Source organism: Massilia violaceinigra (genome assembly GCF_002752675.1).
Lineage (GTDB): Bacteria > Pseudomonadota > Gammaproteobacteria > Burkholderiales > Burkholderiaceae_D > Telluria_A > Telluria_A violaceinigra.
The window spans coordinates 3,798,327-3,813,860 of record NZ_CP024608.1; the positions used below are offsets into that span (position 1 = coordinate 3,798,327).

At 61.4% G+C, this 15,534-nt stretch carries 14 protein-coding genes; 9 read left to right on the forward strand and 5 right to left on the reverse strand.

The features are described from left to right. Positions 1-200: 200 nt before the first annotated feature. The 4 genes from acnA to CR152_RS16965 all read right to left on the reverse strand — a co-directional run bounded on the left by acnA (position 201) and on the right by CR152_RS16965 (position 5,667). Positions 201-2,909, reverse strand: coding sequence for an aconitate hydratase AcnA (gene acnA / locus CR152_RS16950; RefSeq protein WP_099876291.1), 2,709 nt, complete (start codon positions 2,907-2,909; stop codon positions 201-203). A 34-nt stretch (positions 2,910-2,943) separates the two neighbouring features. Beyond that, positions 2,944-3,561: a hypothetical protein gene (locus CR152_RS16955; protein ID WP_307718583.1), complete on the reverse strand. Its 618-nt coding sequence runs from the start codon at positions 3,559-3,561 to the stop codon at positions 2,944-2,946. 16 nt (positions 3,562-3,577) lie between these two features. After that, positions 3,578-4,573, reverse strand: a complete 996-nt coding sequence (locus CR152_RS16960) for an HpcH/HpaI aldolase/citrate lyase family protein (RefSeq protein WP_099876292.1) — start codon at positions 4,571-4,573, stop codon at positions 3,578-3,580. 104 nt (positions 4,574-4,677) lie between these two features. Next, entirely contained in the window at positions 4,678-5,667 is a 990-nt protein-coding gene (locus CR152_RS16965) for a malate dehydrogenase (RefSeq protein WP_099876294.1), read from the reverse strand. A gap of 283 nt (positions 5,668-5,950) precedes the next feature. Between CR152_RS16965 and CR152_RS16970 the strand changes: the two genes are divergently transcribed. The 7 genes from CR152_RS16970 (at position 5,951) to CR152_RS17000 (ending at position 12,140) form a co-directional block, all read left to right on the forward strand. Beyond that, positions 5,951-6,748 carry a GntR family transcriptional regulator gene (locus CR152_RS16970; protein WP_099876296.1) on the forward strand — a complete coding sequence of 266 codons (798 nt, stop codon included), beginning with the start codon at positions 5,951-5,953 and terminating at the stop codon, positions 6,746-6,748. 239 nt (positions 6,749-6,987) lie between these two features. Beyond that, entirely contained in the window at positions 6,988-7,410 is a 423-nt protein-coding gene (gene sdhC, locus CR152_RS16975; RefSeq protein ID WP_099876300.1) for a succinate dehydrogenase, cytochrome b556 subunit, read from the forward strand. Further along, the gene (gene sdhD / locus CR152_RS16980; protein WP_099876302.1) at positions 7,410-7,775 is read left to right on the forward strand and encodes a succinate dehydrogenase, hydrophobic membrane anchor protein; all 366 of its coding nucleotides are present in this window, start codon (positions 7,410-7,412) and stop codon (positions 7,773-7,775) included. The genes sdhC and sdhD overlap by 1 nt, the downstream gene beginning before the upstream one ends. A 2-nt stretch (positions 7,776-7,777) precedes the next feature. Then, entirely contained in the window at positions 7,778-9,556 is a 1,779-nt protein-coding gene (gene sdhA, locus CR152_RS16985) for a succinate dehydrogenase flavoprotein subunit (RefSeq protein ID WP_099876304.1), read from the forward strand. A 9-nt stretch (positions 9,557-9,565) separates the two neighbouring features. After that, positions 9,566-10,276, forward strand: a complete 711-nt coding sequence (locus CR152_RS16990; protein WP_099876306.1) for a succinate dehydrogenase iron-sulfur subunit — start codon at positions 9,566-9,568, stop codon at positions 10,274-10,276. A 175-nt stretch (positions 10,277-10,451) separates the two neighbouring features. Continuing rightward, positions 10,452-10,718, forward strand: coding sequence for an FAD assembly factor SdhE (locus CR152_RS16995; protein ID WP_099876308.1), 267 nt, complete (start codon positions 10,452-10,454; stop codon positions 10,716-10,718). 120 nt (positions 10,719-10,838) lie between these two features. Continuing rightward, entirely contained in the window at positions 10,839-12,140 is a 1,302-nt protein-coding gene (locus CR152_RS17000; protein WP_099876310.1) for a citrate synthase, read from the forward strand. Between the two features lie 66 nt (positions 12,141-12,206). Here CR152_RS17000 and CR152_RS17005 read toward each other — a convergent pair whose 3' ends face one another. Then, a complete protein-coding gene (locus CR152_RS17005) occupies positions 12,207-13,595 on the reverse strand; it encodes an Atrophin-1 multi-domain protein (RefSeq protein WP_157778555.1) in 1,389 nt (462 codons plus the stop codon). 413 nt (positions 13,596-14,008) lie between these two features. Between CR152_RS17005 and CR152_RS17010 the strand changes: the two genes are divergently transcribed. Both CR152_RS17010 and gluQRS read left to right on the forward strand, forming a co-directional pair. Further along, positions 14,009-14,506, forward strand: a complete 498-nt coding sequence (locus CR152_RS17010) for a nuclear transport factor 2 family protein (RefSeq protein ID WP_099876314.1) — start codon at positions 14,009-14,011, stop codon at positions 14,504-14,506. Between the two features lie 22 nt (positions 14,507-14,528). Then, a complete protein-coding gene (gene gluQRS, locus CR152_RS17015; protein WP_099876315.1) occupies positions 14,529-15,530 on the forward strand; it encodes a tRNA glutamyl-Q(34) synthetase GluQRS in 1,002 nt (333 codons plus the stop codon). Positions 15,531-15,534: the final 4 nt, after the last annotated feature.

Here is a 15,534-nt window from a genome sequence, read left to right on the forward strand (position 1 = left end):
ATGATAAACCCTTATCAGCCGTATTGTAGTTCATTCGTCCGCCGACCATGAAGACGGCGCAAGAAGTGTGAAAAAAGTTGAGCGGGAGGGTGGGTAGCAGGCACTCACTTGGCCTTGTCGCAACACCGCGGGACGAAAAAAAACGCCGGACGAATCCGGCGTTTTTGCTCCAGCCCCGCGCTGGCGCGGGGTAGCGGATATTACGCGGCCAGCAGCTGGCGCAGCACGAACGGCAGAATCCCGCCATGCTTGTAGTAGTCGACTTCGATCGGGGTATCGATACGCAGCAGGACTTTGACTTCCTGCACGTCGCCATTGGCGCGCGTGATGACCAGGGTCGCCAGTTGCTGCGGCTTGATCTCGCCTTCCAGGCCCTTCAGGTCGAACACTTCGTTACCCGTGATGTTCAGGGTCTGCACGCTGTCGTCGCCGATGAATTGCAGCGGCAGCACGCCCATGCCCACCAGGTTCGAGCGGTGAATACGCTCGAACGAACGGGTGATGACCGCTTTCACGCCCAGCAGCTGGGTGCCCTTGGCCGCCCAGTCGCGCGACGAACCGGTGCCGTACTCTTCGCCGCCAAACACCATCGTCGGCACGCCGTCGGCCACATACTTCATGGCTGCGTCGTAGATCGACATCTGTTGACCGCTCGGCTGGTGAATCGTGATGCCGCCTTCAACCGCGGAACCGTCGGCCTTGGCGGGAATCATGCGGTTCTTGATACGCACGTTGGCAAAGGTGCCGCGCATCATGATCTCGTGATTGCCGCGGCGCGAGCCGTAGGAGTTGAAGTCGGCCTTCATGACGCCGTTGGCCAGCAGCCATTTGCCCGCTGGGCCGCTTTCCTGGATCGAACCGGCCGGCGAAATGTGGTCGGTGGTGATCGAGTCGCCGAACACGCCCAGTGCGCGCGCGCCGGAAATGCCGGTCGCTGCCGCTTTCGGGATCATCTCGAAGCCGTCGAAGAATGGTGGCTCGGCGATGTAGGTCGACTTCGGCCAGTCGTAGACCTGGCCGGTGGTGGTGGTCACGTCTTCCCACAGCTTGCCCGGTGCGCCCTTGACGTCGGCGTAGTTGGCCTTGAAGACCTTGGAGTTCATCGCGAACTTCATCAGCTTGCCGATTTCCTTCGAGGTCGGCCAGATGTCGCCCAGGTAGACGTCCTTGCCGTTGGTCCCCTTGCCGACTGGCTCGGTCATCAGGTCGCGCGTCATGTTGCCGGCGATGGCGTAGGCCACGACCAGCGGCGGCGAGGCCAGGAAGTTGGAACGGATGTTCGGGTGGATCCGCGCTTCGAAGTTACGGTTGCCCGACAACACGGCCGAAGCGACGATATCGTTTTCGGCGATGGCCGCGTTCAGTTCAGGAGTCAGGTCGCCGGCATTGCCGATGCAGGTGGTGCAGCCATAGGCGGTCACGCCGAAGCCCAGTTGCTCCAGGTACGGCAGCAGGCCGGCGGCGGTCAGGTACTCGGTGACCACGCGCGAGCCAGGGGCCAGCGAGGTCTTGATGTGCGGAGCGACCGTCAGGCCGGCTTCAACCGCCTTCTTGGCCAGCAGGCCCGCTGCCAGCAGCACGCTCGGGTTCGAGGTGTTGGTGCACGAGGTGATCGCCGCGATCAGCACGTCGCCGTTCTTGACGTGCACGCCGTTGGTGGTTTCGTAGTGGTTGGTCAGGTCGGCCGGGTTCTTGTTAAAACCGTTTTCGGTGGTCGGCTTGGAGAACAGTTCGATGAAGTTGTTCTTGACGTTGCCGATTTCGATACGGTCCTGCGGACGCTTCGGGCCCGCCAGCGACGGGGTCACCGTGGCCAGGTCGAGCGAGACCACGCGGGTGTAGTCGATGTCGCCTTCCTGCGGCACGCCGTACAGGTTCTGCGCCTTGAAGTAGTTCTTGAACGCGGTGATTTCCTCGGTGGTGCGGCCGGTGCCTTCGAAGTATTCGATGGTGGCGTCGTCAACCGGGAAGAAGCCCATCGTCGCGCCGTATTCCGGTGCCATGTTGGCGATCGTCGCGCGGTCGGTCAGCGACAGCGTTTCGGTGCCGGCGCCGAAGAATTCGACGAACTTGCCGACGACTTTTTCCTTACGCAGCATTTCGGTGATGGTCAGCACCAGATCGGTGGCGGTGCAGCCTTCGCGCAGCGCGCCGGTCAGGTTCACGCCGATCACGTCCGGGGTCAGGAAGTAGACCGGCTGGCCCAGCATGCCCGCTTCGGCTTCGATGCCGCCCACGCCCCAGCCGACCACGCCGATGCCGTTGATCATGGTGGTGTGCGAGTCGGTGCCGACCAGGGTGTCAGGGTAGTAGGTGTTGCCAGCCTTGTGCACGCCGCGCGCCAGGTACTCCAGGTTGACCTGGTGCACGATGCCGAAGCCGGGAGGAACCACGCCGAAGGTGTCGAAGGCTTGCATGCCCCACTTCATGAACTGGTAGCGCTCGTTGTTGCGCGAGAATTCCAGCTTCATGTTCAGGTCGAGCGCGCCCTTTTCGCGGTAGTGGTCGATGGTGACCGAGTGATCGACCACGAGGTCGACCGGTACCAGCGGCTCGATGTTTTTCGGGTTCATGCCCATCTTGTTGGCGACGTTGCGCATGGCGGCCAGATCGGCCAGCAATGGCACGCCGGTGAAGTCTTGCAGCACGACGCGGGCCACGACGAAAGGAATCTCGTCGGTGCGTTCGCCGTTTGGCGCCCAGTTCGCCAATTGCTTGACGTGTTCTTCCGTGACCTTCTTGCCGTCGCAGTTACGCAGCACGGATTCGAGGACCAGGCGGATCGACACCGGCAGGCGCGAGACGTTCACCCCAAGGCTTTTCTCGAGCGCCGGCAGCGAGTAGAACTTGCCTTTCTGGCCGGCCGACAGTTTGAAATCCTTGAGCGTGTTCAGAGTGTTGCGGGACATGACCTCTCCTTCAGTGGGGTATTTGTTATTTCAGTTATTTTGCTGCAGGGGCGTCAAGCGCCGCCGGTGCTGCCACGGGCGGCACCGCTGGTACTGCAAGTTCGCCCGGTGCCGGAGTTGCCGCCGGCATGGGCGCCGGGGCCGCAGGGGCGACGGGCGCCACCGGCGTTTCTACAACCGGCTTCATCTGCTCGGCGTTCTTGCATTCGTTGGCCAGCTGGCGGTTCAGGCGCGAATCGAGCAGCATGCCCTTGGCCGGAATGCCGATCCAGACCAGGCCGAAGGTCGGGTTCTCGAAGCGCTTGGCGCCCGTGGTGGTGCCCACGCGGGTGAGGCGGTGCAGGCGCTTTTTCCAGCGCAGCGCGATGTGGCCGTCGTCGCTGTCGTTATGGTAGGTCGTGACCTTGTTGCCCAGTTCGCAGTCGAAGTCGGTGGTGGTGGTGTCGCTGATGTCCGGTTCCGGCTCGGCCGGGACGACATCGACCGCCTTCGGGTGCGCGCGCGCCTTCGATTTGGCCGCCGGCTTGGCCTTCGGTGCCGCCTTGGCTCCCGGTGTCGGTTGGGCCGCGTTGGCCGACGAGGCCGCGCACAGGGTGGCCGCTGCCATCGCCAGCGAGCAGGCGAGCAGGGTGTTCTTGATCAGGGTTGGCATCGGGAATAGCTTCCGTTCAGGTGGCTGGTTGTGGGTCGTTGACGAGCGCGGCGGCGGCATCGGGCAGGGCCAGGCCCGCCAGTTTCGCGCGCTGCAGCACCGTCCAATAATAGCGATAGCTGGCGCGGTCGTGCAAGCGCCCGTTCTGCGCGATCGGGCCCCAGCTGGCGTTCTTGCCTTCGGTGAGGATGTTGGTCGCTTCGTTCACTTCCGACAGGCGCGGCGTGAACGCCTTGAGGATCGGCTTGATCTGGTCGGGGTGGATGCTCCACATGCGCGTAAAGCCGAATTCGGCGGCGGCGCGCTGGGCATCGTTGGCCACCACGGCGCTGTCCTTGATGTCGGTCGTCACGTTATGCGAGGGCACCTTGCCGTGCGCGTGGCAGGCGGCCGCCATCTCGAGCTTGGCGCGCACCACCAGCGGGTGCGTGAACTGGCCAGGGGTGCGCATGGCCGCGCCGGGAATGGCGCCGTAGTGGCTGGACACAAAATCCATGATGCCGAACGACAGGCACTCGACCTGGGGCAGGGCGGCGATCGCATCGGCTTCGCGCAGGCCGCCATGGGTTTCGATCAGCACGTGCACCGGCAGCGGCGTGGCGCGGCCGGCCTTGGCGGCATGCTGGTTGATCGACTTGATCGCGCGCGCGACTTCCGCCGCGCCATGGACCTTGGGCAGCACGATGTAGGCCAGGCGCTGGGCGGCGCCGCCGACGATCACGGCCAGGTCGCCCTCGAAAAACGGGCTGGCCACGTCGTGCACGCGCACGCCGATGCGGTTGTGGCGGTTGCCGTCGTCGTTAAGCAGACGCACGATCATTTGGGCGTGTTCGGGCTCGGCACCGGCGGTGGCGCCGTCCTCGCAGTCGAACGTGATGTCGAACAGGGGGCCAAGCTCTTGTTGCAGGGCCATCGACTTGAGCATCAGCTTTTCGGAGCCTGCATAGTGGTCGCAGGCGGGGAGCAGCAAAGGCTGGCGTTTGCCCTGGAATAAAACCTCGGAGGGATGCATGTTCATTTTCTCAGGTACAGCAGCGCTCGTGCCGCTCGGGGCGGCACGGCGCGTGCGGCGAATCGGTGGGGTTACGGGATCCACGAATCCGGCCGCGTTGAAACTCAGGCCAGCAGGTGGGCAACGCCTTCACGCTCTTCGGTCAGTTCCTTGAGCGTGAGGTTGATGCGTTCCTGCGAGAACTCGTCGATCGGCAAACCTTGCACGATCGTGTATTCGCCATTCTCGGTCGTGACCGGGAAGCCGAACATGGTGCCTTCAGGGATGCCGTACGAACCATCCGAAGGAATGCCCATCGTGGTCCACTTGCCGTTGGTGCCGAGGTACCAGTCGTGCATGTGGTCGATGGCTGCGTTGGCGGCCGACGCTGCCGACGACAGGCCGCGCGCTTCGATGATCGCAGCGCCGCGCTTGCCGACGGTCGGCAGGAAGGTGTCGCGGTTCCATGCGTCGTCGTTGATGGTTTCCTTGACCGAAGCGCCATCGATCTGGGCGAAACGGTAGTCGGCGTACATCGTTGGCGAGTGGTTGCCCCACACGCACAGTTTTTCGATCGAGGCGACCGGCTTGCCGGTTTTGGACGCGATCTGCGACAGGGCACGGTTGTGGTCCAGGCGCAGCATGGCGGTGAAGTTCTTGGCCGGCAGCGACGGCGCCGATTTCATGGCGATGTAGGCGTTGGTGTTGGCAGGGTTGCCGACCACCAGCACCTTGACGTTGCGCGAAGCGACGGCGTCGAGCGCCTTGCCTTGCACCGTGAAGATCTGGGCATTGGCTTCGAGCAGGTCTTTACGCTCCATGCCAGGACCGCGTGGACGGGCGCCGACCAGCAGGGCGAAATCGGCATCCTTGAAGGCGGTCATCGGGTCGGCGTGGGCGGTCATGCCGGCCAGCAGCGGGAATGCGCAGTCATCGATTTCCATCATGACGCCCTTGAGCGCTTTCTGGGCTTTCTCGTCAGCGATTTCCAGCAGTTGCAAAATGACTGGCTGGTCTTTGCCGAGCATGTCACCGTTCGCGATGCGGAACAGCAGGGAATAGCCGATCTGGCCGGCAGCGCCGGTGACAGCAACGCGCAGTGGGGTTTTAGCCATGATGAATCTCCAAAGTGGGAAAGAAAACGGTCGAAGCTGAGGATACGCTTGTTCGGGAAAACGGTAATGATACCAAATCGGATACCAGGATTGGATACCACGGCCTGAACTTCCCGGCCCAGCCGGAAAAAACCGCGGGGCGATACGCGCGCATGCCGGATCGACCGCGAGTGTAGGCGCGCGAAAGCGATCTGTCAATTCATATCATATATCTTATATAAGACACATAACCTCCGGCGATTGCACTGGACTGGCAAGCCCGTTTGTGTTGAAATCTCGGTCTATGAACCCAGTCCCGACCCCTCCGATCTTGCATGGTACAACGGCCAGCGGGACCGGCGCTTCCGCCGGCGCGTCGGGCAGTTCGCCGACCTTCAGTCCCCTCTATCAGCAGATCAAGGCGCTCATCACGCAGGGCCTGCAGGCGGGCGAGTGGAAACCCGGCGAAATGATTCCCAGCGAAGTCGAGCTGGCCGGCCGTTTCAAGGTCAGCCAGGGCACGGTGCGCAAGGCGATCGACGAACTGGCCGCCGAAAACCTGGTGCTGCGGCGCCAGGGCAAGGGCACTTTCGTTGCCACCCACCACGAGGCGCGCGCGCATTTCCGCTTCCTGCGCCTGATGCCCGACGAAGGCGTGCCGCACCATCCCGACAACAAGATCATCGAAGTCAAGCGCATGCGCGCGCCGGCCGAAGTGGCGCGCCTGCTGGATCTGAAGTCGGGCGACTCCGTAGTGTATATCAAGCGCGTGATGTCGTTCGACGGCACGCCGACAATTCTTGAAGAAATGTGGCTTCCCGGCCTCCTGTTCAAGGGACTGACCGCGGAACGTCTGGTCGAGTACAAGGGTCCAATGTACGGGTTGTTCGAGTCCGAGTTCGGCACGCGCATGATCCGTGCCAGCGAGAAAATCCGCGCGCTCGGGGCCGACGCCGGCGCCGCCCAGTTCCTCGGGGTGCCGGAAGGCACGCCGCTGCTGTGCGCGGAGCGCGTGTCGTTCACTTACGGCGACAAGGCGGTCGAGCTGCGCCGCGGTCTGTACCTGACCACGCATCACCATTACCAGAATGACTTGTCGTAGTTTCAAGACAAGTGTTGCCGAACCGCGATTGACCCTCGATTCAGGGGGCGGCAGTGCGACGGTGCGGTGCACAAAATGCCCGTTCCGTTTAAAATGCATTGATCATAAGAAAGTAGCGAGCATCTGCCCATATTGTTGCTGAACTTGCCAATCCCAAGAGGAATATTGGTGCATTTCGGCAAAATGGGCGAAAATTGCGGGTTAATTACAATTTAGTTAGTCAAAGGGGAGGTACTGCCATGTCCGAAGCCGTGAAGGAAGTTCCAAAAAAAGAACGGCCCGAGATCCGTAACATTCATGTTACCGATTTGATGAATTACAATATGACGCCTGGCGCCTACGTGTCGATCCTGCACCGCATCAGCGGCGCGGCGATCTTCCTGATGCTGCCGTTCCTGCTGTACCTGTTCCAGAACAGCGTCCAGTCCGAAATATCGTTCGCGTATTTCCAGGGCATCCTCTCGCATCCGCTGTCCAAACTGGTCCTGCTGGGCCTGATCTGGGCCTATATGCACCACTTCTGCGCCGGCTTCCGTCACCTGTTCATGGACATGCACATGGGCATCGAGAAGGATTCCTCGCGCCATAGCGCTGTCAGCGTGCTGGTTGTCAGCCTGATCCTGACCGCACTGGCTGGTCTCAAACTGTTTGGAGTGTTTTGATGGCAAAGAATAATGTCGGACGTAACCGCCTCGTCGTCGGCGCCCATTACGGCCTGAAAGACTGGCTGGCCCAGCGCCTCACCGCGGTCGTGATGGCCGTGTACACCTTCACCTTGCTGATCTCCTTCCTGACTGGCAATAACTTCACGTATGAAGGCTGGGCTCACCTGTTCTCGCAACAGTGGTTCAAGCTGTTCAGCCTGGTGACTTTCGCCGGCCTGTACTACCACGCCTGGGTCGGCATGCGCGACATCTGGATGGATTACATCAAACCGGTCGGCGTGCGCCTGACCCTGCAAGCGCTCACCATCCTGTGGCTGGTCGGCTGCGCAGCCTGGACTGTACAAATTCTCTGGAGCGTTTAATCGTGGCAGCAATCAAAAAAGCACTTCCTACCCGCCGTTTCGACGCGGTCATCATCGGCGCCGGCGGTTCGGGCATGCGCGCATCCCTGCAACTGGCTGAAGCCGGCCTGAACGTTGCCGTGCTGTCGAAAGTCTTCCCGACCCGTTCGCACACGGTCGCGGCCCAGGGCGGCATCGGCGCGTCCCTCGGCAACATGTCGGAAGATAACTGGCACTGGCATATGTTCGACACCGTCAAGGGTGGCGATTACCTGGGCGACCAGGATGCGATCGAATTCATGTGCCGCGAAGCACCGAAGGTCGTCTACGAGCTGGAACACTTCGGCATGCCGTTCGACCGCAATCCGGACGGCACGATTTACCAGCGTCCGTTCGGCGGCCACACCGCCAACCAGGGCGAAAAGCCGGTCCAGCGCGCGTGCGCGGCGGCCGACCGTACCGGCCACGCGCTGCTGCACACGCTGTACCAGCGTAACGTGCGCGCGCGTACCCACTTTTTTGTCGAGTGGATGGCGATCGACATCATCCGCGACGCCGAAGGCGATTGCGTGGGCGTCGTTGCGCTCGAAATGGAAACCGGCGAATGCATGATCCTGGAAGCGAAGACCACCATCTTCGCCACCGGCGGGGCAGGGCGCATCTTCGCCGCCTCGACCAATGCCTTCATTAACACCGGCGACGGCATGGGCATGGCGGCGCGCGCCGGCCTGCCGCTGCAGGACATGGAATTCTGGCAGTTCCACCCGACCGGCGTGTCCGGCGCGGGCGTGCTGATTACCGAAGGGGTGCGCGGCGAAGGCGGCATCCTGATCAACAGCAATGGCGAACGCTTCATGGAGCGCTATGCGCCGACCCTGAAAGACCTGGCGCCGCGCGACTTCGTGTCGCGTTCGATGGACCAGGAAATCAAGGAAGGCCGCGGCTGCGGTCCGAACAAGGACCACGTGCTGCTGGACCTGCGCCACATCGGCGCCGACACCATCGCCAAGCGCCTGCCGTCGATTCTCGAAATCGGCCACAAGTTCGCCAACGTCGACGCCACCAAGGAACCGATCCCGGTCGTGCCGACGATTCACTACCAGATGGGCGGTATTCCGACCAATATCCACGGCCAGGTGGTGGTGCCGAAAGACGGCAACCCGGTTTCCGTGGTCAATGGCCTGTACGCGATCGGCGAATGCGCCTGCGTTTCGGTGCACGGCGCCAACCGCCTCGGCACCAACTCGCTGCTCGACCTGATCGTGTTCGGCCGCGCGGCCGGCAACCACGTGGTCGCGTCCAACCTGAAGCAAAAGGAAAACAAGCCTTTGCCGAAGGATGCGGCCGACTTCGCCATGGACCGCATGGACCGCCTGGAACACTCGACCGGCAGCGAAAAAGTGCAGGGCGTGGCCAACGATATCCGCGCCACCATGCAGAAGTACTGCGGCGTGTTCCGCACCGACGAGCTGCTGACCCAGGGCTACAAGGAAATCATGGTGCTCGACGAGCGCCGCAAGCATGTCTCGTTCAAGGACAAGTCCAAGGTGTTCAACACCGCGCGCGTCGAAGCGCTGGAACTGGATAATCTCATTGAAACGGCGAAAGCGACCATCACATCGGCAGTGGCACGCAAGGAATCGCGCGGCGCGCACGCGCACAGCGACTTCCCGAACCGCGACGACGACGTCTGGATGAAGCACACCTTGTTCTTCTCGGAAGGCAACCGCCTCGAGTACAAGCCTGTGATCACCAAGCCGCTGACGGTCGATACCTTCAAGCCGAAACCACGTACTTTCTAAGGTCAGAACATGACACGCACCGTAAAACTGAAAATCTACCGCTACGATCCCGACCAGGATGCCAAGCCGTACATGCAAGACGTGACCGTCGAGCTGCAGGACACCGACAAGATGCTGCTCGACGCCCTGCAGCGCATCAAGTCGGACGTGGACGACTCGCTGGCCCTGCGCCGCTCCTGCCGTGAAGGCGTGTGCGGTTCGGACGCGATGAACATCAACGGCAAGAACGGCCTGGCCTGCACCACCAACCTGAACGAGCTGACCCAGCCGATCGTCCTGCGTCCGCTGGCCGGCCTGCCGGTGATCCGCGACCTGATCGTCGACATGACGCAGTTTTTCAAGCAGTACGATTCGATCAAGCCGTACCTGGTGAACGAGTCGATCCCGCCTGAAAAAGAGCGCCTGCAGACCCCGACCGAGCGCGAAGAGCTCGACGGCCTGTACGAGTGCATCCTGTGCGCCTGCTGCTCGACGTCGTGCCCGTCGTTCTGGTGGAATCCGGACAAGTTCGTCGGCCCTGCGGGCCTCTTGCAAGCCTACCGCTTCATCGCCGACAGCCGCGACGAAGCCACCGGCGAGCGCCTGGATAACCTGGAAGACCCGTACCGCCTGTTCCGCTGCCACTCGATCATGAATTGCGTCGACGTTTGCCCGAAGGGTTTGAACCCGAACAAGGCAATCGGCAAGATCAAGGAATTGATGGTTCGCCGCGCTGTATAAGGCACCTCGGCGGGCGCGGCGCGGACCACCTTGTCCGCGTCGCGCCCGCTTGCCATCCGGCATGCTTTTGCATGCCTCCCGGTATGGTGTCTGCTTGTCAGTAATACAGTAAAAGTACCGTACTGCCGAAATCCGGCAGGCGGAGTATAGTGTTGACCCAACGACGGACTCTAGAGTGAATACGCACCAATCCGACCCGGCCAACCGCTCGCGACTGCGCTGGCGCAGCCGCCGGGGGTTGCTCGAAAACGACCTGATCCTCACGCGCTTCCTTGACGCGCATGAGGAAGGGTTGACAGATGAAGAAGTCGATGCGCTGACCCGGCTGCTCGATCTGGCGGACAATCCGCTGATGGACCTGATCCTGGCGCGCAAAGAGCCCGAAGGTGAAGTCGATTTGCCGCATGTGCGCGCCTTGCTGTTGCGCCTGCAGCAAGCGTGAACGTGGCAACAGCCCGTGGCAGCAGCCTTGGCAACAACCCTTGGCAACCGCCCGTGGCAATAGCCCGACAAGTTTCGTAATTTTTATTTTGTAGACCTCACCTCCCAAGAAGGAAGTGCCATGAACATCTCTGATACCAAAGCCACCCTGTCGTTTTCCGATGGCAGCACGCCCATCGACATGCCGATTTACAAGGGCACCGTTGGCCCGGACGTCATCGACATCCGCAAGCTGTACGCCCAGACCGGCAAATTCACGTACGACCCGGGCTTCATGTCGACCGCCGCCTGCAACTCGACCATCACCTACATCGATGGCGACAAGGGCGAACTGCTGTACCGCGGTTACCCGATCGAGCAACTGGCCGTCAATTGCGACTTCCTGGAAACCTGCTACCTGCTGCTGAACGGCGAACTGCCGAACAAAGAAGAAAACCAGAAATTCAGCGACACCGTCACCAAGCACACCATGGTGCACGAGCAGATGCAATTCTTCTTCCGCGGCTTCCGCCGTGACGCGCACCCGATGTCGGTGCTGGTTGGCACCGTCGGCGCGTTGGCCTCGTTCTACCACGACTCGCTCGACATCAACGACCCGCATCACCGCGAAGTATCGGCCATCCGCCTGATCGCCAAGATGCCGACCCTGGTCGCCATGTCGTACAAATACTCGATCGGCCAGCCGTTCGTGTACCCACGCAACGACCTGTCGTACAGCGCCAACTTCATGCGCATGATGTTCGGCAATCCGTGCGAAGAATACAAAGTCAACGAAGTGCTGGTGCGTGCACTCGACCGCATCCTGATCCTGCACGCGGACCACGAGCAGAACGCGTCGACCTCGACCGTTCGCCTGGCTGGTTCGTCGGGCGCCAACCCGTTCGCCTGTATCGCTGCCGGCATCGCCTGCCTGTGGGGCCCGGCGCACGGTGGCGCGAACGAAGCGGCACTGAACATGCTCAAGGAAATCGGCACCGTCGACAAGATTCCTGAGTTCATCGCCAAGGTGAAAGACAAGAACTCCGGCGTCAAGCTGATGGGTTTCGGTCACCGCGTGTACAAGAACTTCGACCCGCGCGCCAAGCTGATGCGCGAAACCTGCCACGAAGTGCTGCAAGAGCTGGGTCTGCAGGACGATCCGCTGTTCAAGCTGGCCATGGCGCTGGAAAAAATCGCGCTGGAAGACGAATACTTCGTGTCGCGCAAGCTGTACCCGAACGTCGACTTCTACTCGGGCATCGTGCAATCGGCGCTGGGCATTCCGGTGTCGCTGTTTACCGGTATCTTCGCGATGGCGCGCACCATCGGCTGGATCGCGCAATGGAACGAGATGATTTCCGATCCAGAGCAAAAGATCGGCCGTCCACGCCAGCTGTTCGTCGGCTCGCCGACGCGCGACGTGAAACCGATGGACAAACGCTGATCGAAACGCGTTGCCATTAAAAAAAGCGAGCCGATGGCTCGCTTTTTTATTGCCCTGCCGGACTGATTATTCGCCTGCCGGCAGTTCGATCAGGCGCGCTTTCAGGTTCGCTGGTCCGCCCACCGGCTTTTTGGCCGTGAAGAAGGCGGTGGCTTTATCGGGCCATACCACCGTCTCGCTCTGGCCATTGCCCAGTTGCGCAGTCGTCGTTTTGACGGTGCCCACCTGCATCGTCATGCTCATGGTGGTGCCACCCGTCGATTCGACCGACAGCTTGTAGCGCTTGGGCGCGCTAGGGTACTTGTTCGCGACCCGGCCGAGGCCCCAGTTCGAATAGTTAATCTGGGTCATCGGCCGCGTCGTGGTCGTGCCCCACACCAGCGACTGGCTGAAGGTGTCGTACACGCCTTGCGAGCCAACGCCATCGATCAGGGTCCAGGCGCCGCGCAGCGAGAGCAGGTTGACGCGCGATTCCGGCACGCGCGGGATACCGTTGCCGTCGATGTGGCCGCTCTGTCCGAGCACCCGGCGCAGCCCCTTGCGTACCAGGTCGAGCTGGGCAGGCGGCGACGCGGACCAGTCCGCGCCAATTTCCACATAGATCGCAAAGGGCGTGTTGTAGTTGCGGTCGACGACATAGGCGCCGTATTTCATCAACGTCCTGGCGACCTTCAGCAGCCGCGCATCGGTGATCTTGCTCAGGTCGAAATCGGGCGGCAGCATGACGCGCGCGCCTTCGGGAATCCGGCCCGTGTTCGGCTTGTCCGGTATCGGGGTATCGGCTGCGGTCGCCGGATAGGTGTAGCGGTCGGCCCCGGCCAGCAATCCTGTGAAATCGAGCGACATGGACAGGGCGTGCTCGAACAGCGGTTTTCCATCATTGGCCTCGGCGATGCGGATCATGCCGCCCGTCGGCGCGGGACCGGCCGCGCGCGCTCCCTGATAGTGATGGGCCGGGTCACCCCAGCCAGTGCCGTTCAAAGGCGTCCACGACACCCTGGTCGCGGTCCACTTGCCTTCGGTGTTTTTCTTCAGGTTGGAAAACGAATAGATCCGGTTCAGGCCCGCATCGATGATATCGGCATGGCCATCGCTGCCTTTCGCGGGAACAGTGTTTGCCGGCCAATGGGGAATCGTGTAGGTCGGGGTCGACATCTCGGTGTCGGTATCGACCACGCCGCTCCTGCCGGCGACCGGGTAAATCAGCATCGGTGCGTCGCTGGCTTTCGCTTCGAAAATTCCGGATGAGTAATCGCCGCCTTGAATGGCTGGATTCCATGTGGTGGCCGGGATTTGCCAGGTGTCGAATACCGGTTTGACCGGATAGGAATTCCAGAGCGAATCGGCGGCAAAGGGTTTTTGGTAGGTGCCAAAAGGTGCCGTGGGTACGGTCTGTGCGTACGCCTGCGTCACGGACGCCAGCGCGAGTGTTCCAACAGCTACAAGTAATTTCATCTGAAAAATCCTCGGAATGGATACGGCATTGCTAAAAGCCGCAAATGGAACGGTAAGAATGGAAATGGAACGTCGTCAGGTTTGGCTGATGCTTATATCAGCGGATTTAACAATATCACATTATTCCGAAGAGAAAGTACTTTGGCTTATTTTATGCGCGATAAAGATCGGATATCCAGGAATTTACCCAATATTCATACATTCGACTTAATAAGTTTTTCCTGTTTTATTAATGGCTTTAAAAAATATAATATATGCGCCAAAGTGATAATATGAGTTGAGCTGGGTTAATAATGGTTTCTATTTAGCCATGTAGGCGGGCGCGATCCTGCCGGCTGCGTCGATCACGCCGGTGCTCGTCCGGGGCGTGTACAATCGCGTATCATCCCGCCCATTGCTTCCGGAAAGTCAGAATGAAGAAAACCCTGCTGGCCTGCATCCTGTCCCTGTTCACCCTGGCCGCGTTTGCCCAGCCATCCGACCCCGCCGCGCCCTATACGAAGCAGATCAACGCCTTCATCGACGAATGGCACGACGACGCCGCGCATGCGCGTCCGGCCTATTTCGACAAGATGGCGAAGCATGGGGTTTATATCGGCACCGACAAGACCGAGCTGTGGAACCGCGACCAGTTCAAGGCCTGGGCCAAACGCTTCTTCGACAAGGGCTCGGCGTGGTCTTTTAAAGCCACCAAGCGCAATGTATATATGTCCGCCGACAAGAAATTCATCTGGTTCGATGAACTCCTCGATACCCAGATGGGGGTGTGCCAGGCCAGCGGGGTTATGCGCAAGACGGACAAGGGATTCGAGATCGAGCATTATCAGCTCTCCATCGCCGTTCCCAATCCGGTGGCGGACAAGGTGACCAAAACGATCAAGGATTTTGAAGCGGCTCCATCCGCGAAATAACCTTCCAGCGAAACGCCAGCACGTGCTCAATCGACCTCACTATATTGGCCGCTTCGCGCCCTCGCCATCCGGTCCGCTGCACCAGGGATCGCTGGTGGCGGCCATGGCCAGCTATCTGGATGTCAAAGCCCATCATGGCCGCTGGCTGGTGCGGATCGAAGATGTGGACGAAGGCCGCAGCGTGCCGGGCGCCGCTGAGACCATGCTGGCGCTCCTGCGGTCCCTGGGCATGGACTGGGACGGCGACGTGGTCTGGCAGAGTCAGCGCAAGCAGCTGTACCAGACCGCCGCGGACAAACTCGGCGCGCACGTCTATCCCTGCGGCTGCAACCGCCGCGAAATCGCCGATTCCCGCCTCGGCACCGCACCCGATGGGTCCGCCATCTATCCCGGCACCTGCCGTAATGGCTTGGCGCCAGGCAAGACCATGCGCAGTCTGCGCGTACGGGTGCCCGACATGCGGGTACCCGACGCGGCCGGGACGGCAGGCATCATCAATAGTCGCGCCATCCCGGCCGGCAGTCCCGCGACCACGGCCGACATTCCCGCAACCCCGGCCGTTGCCGGCCTGATCGCATTCACCGACCGTGCCGCCGGTTACATGGCGCAGCATCTGGCAACCGAGTCAGGCGACTTCGTTCTCAAGCGCGCCGATGGCTTCTGGGCCTACCAGCTTGCCGTCGTTGTCGATGACGCGGAGCAGGGCGTTACCGACATCGTGCGCGGCGCCGACCTGATCGATTCGACGCCGCGCCAGATTTATCTGCAACACCTGCTGGGCGTGCCTACTCCTCGCTATCTGCATGTGCCGGTCGTGCGCAATGCGGATGGCGAAAAGCTCTCCAAGCAGACAGGCGCGCTGGCGGTAGCCCCCGACAATGAAGGCCAGGCCTTGCGCGCACTGCACGCCGCCGCCGCATTCCTGCAACTGCCAGTCGCGCAGACGGACTCCATCAGCACGTTCTGGCAGGCGGCGATCACCGCCTGGGCGCACCGTGTCGGATTATCTTGCGGGCCCGTCTGAGCGC

Bases quoted from the DNA above. Each gene is read 5' to 3' on its own strand.
- acnA (WP_099876291.1), bottom strand. From the start codon at position 2,909: ATGTCCCGCAACACTCTGAACACGCTCAAGGATTTCAAACTGTCGGCC.
- CR152_RS16955 (WP_307718583.1), bottom strand. From the start codon at position 3,561: ATGCCAACCCTGATCAAGAACACCCTGCTCGCCTGCTCGCTGGCGATG.
- CR152_RS16960 (WP_099876292.1), bottom strand. From the start codon at position 4,573: ATGCATCCCTCCGAGGTTTTATTCCAGGGCAAACGCCAGCCTTTGCTG.
- CR152_RS16965 (WP_099876294.1), bottom strand. From the start codon at position 5,667: ATGGCTAAAACCCCACTGCGCGTTGCTGTCACCGGCGCTGCCGGCCAG.
- CR152_RS16970 (WP_099876296.1), top strand. From the start codon at position 5,951: ATGAACCCAGTCCCGACCCCTCCGATCTTGCATGGTACAACGGCCAGC.
- sdhC (WP_099876300.1), top strand. From the start codon at position 6,988: ATGTCCGAAGCCGTGAAGGAAGTTCCAAAAAAAGAACGGCCCGAGATC.
- sdhD (WP_099876302.1), top strand. From the start codon at position 7,410: ATGGCAAAGAATAATGTCGGACGTAACCGCCTCGTCGTCGGCGCCCAT.
- CR152_RS16990 (WP_099876306.1), top strand. From the start codon at position 9,566: ATGACACGCACCGTAAAACTGAAAATCTACCGCTACGATCCCGACCAG.
- CR152_RS17000 (WP_099876310.1), top strand. From the start codon at position 10,839: ATGAACATCTCTGATACCAAAGCCACCCTGTCGTTTTCCGATGGCAGC.
- CR152_RS17005 (WP_157778555.1), bottom strand. From the start codon at position 13,595: ATGAAATTACTTGTAGCTGTTGGAACACTCGCGCTGGCGTCCGTGACG.
- CR152_RS17010 (WP_099876314.1), top strand. From the start codon at position 14,009: ATGAAGAAAACCCTGCTGGCCTGCATCCTGTCCCTGTTCACCCTGGCC.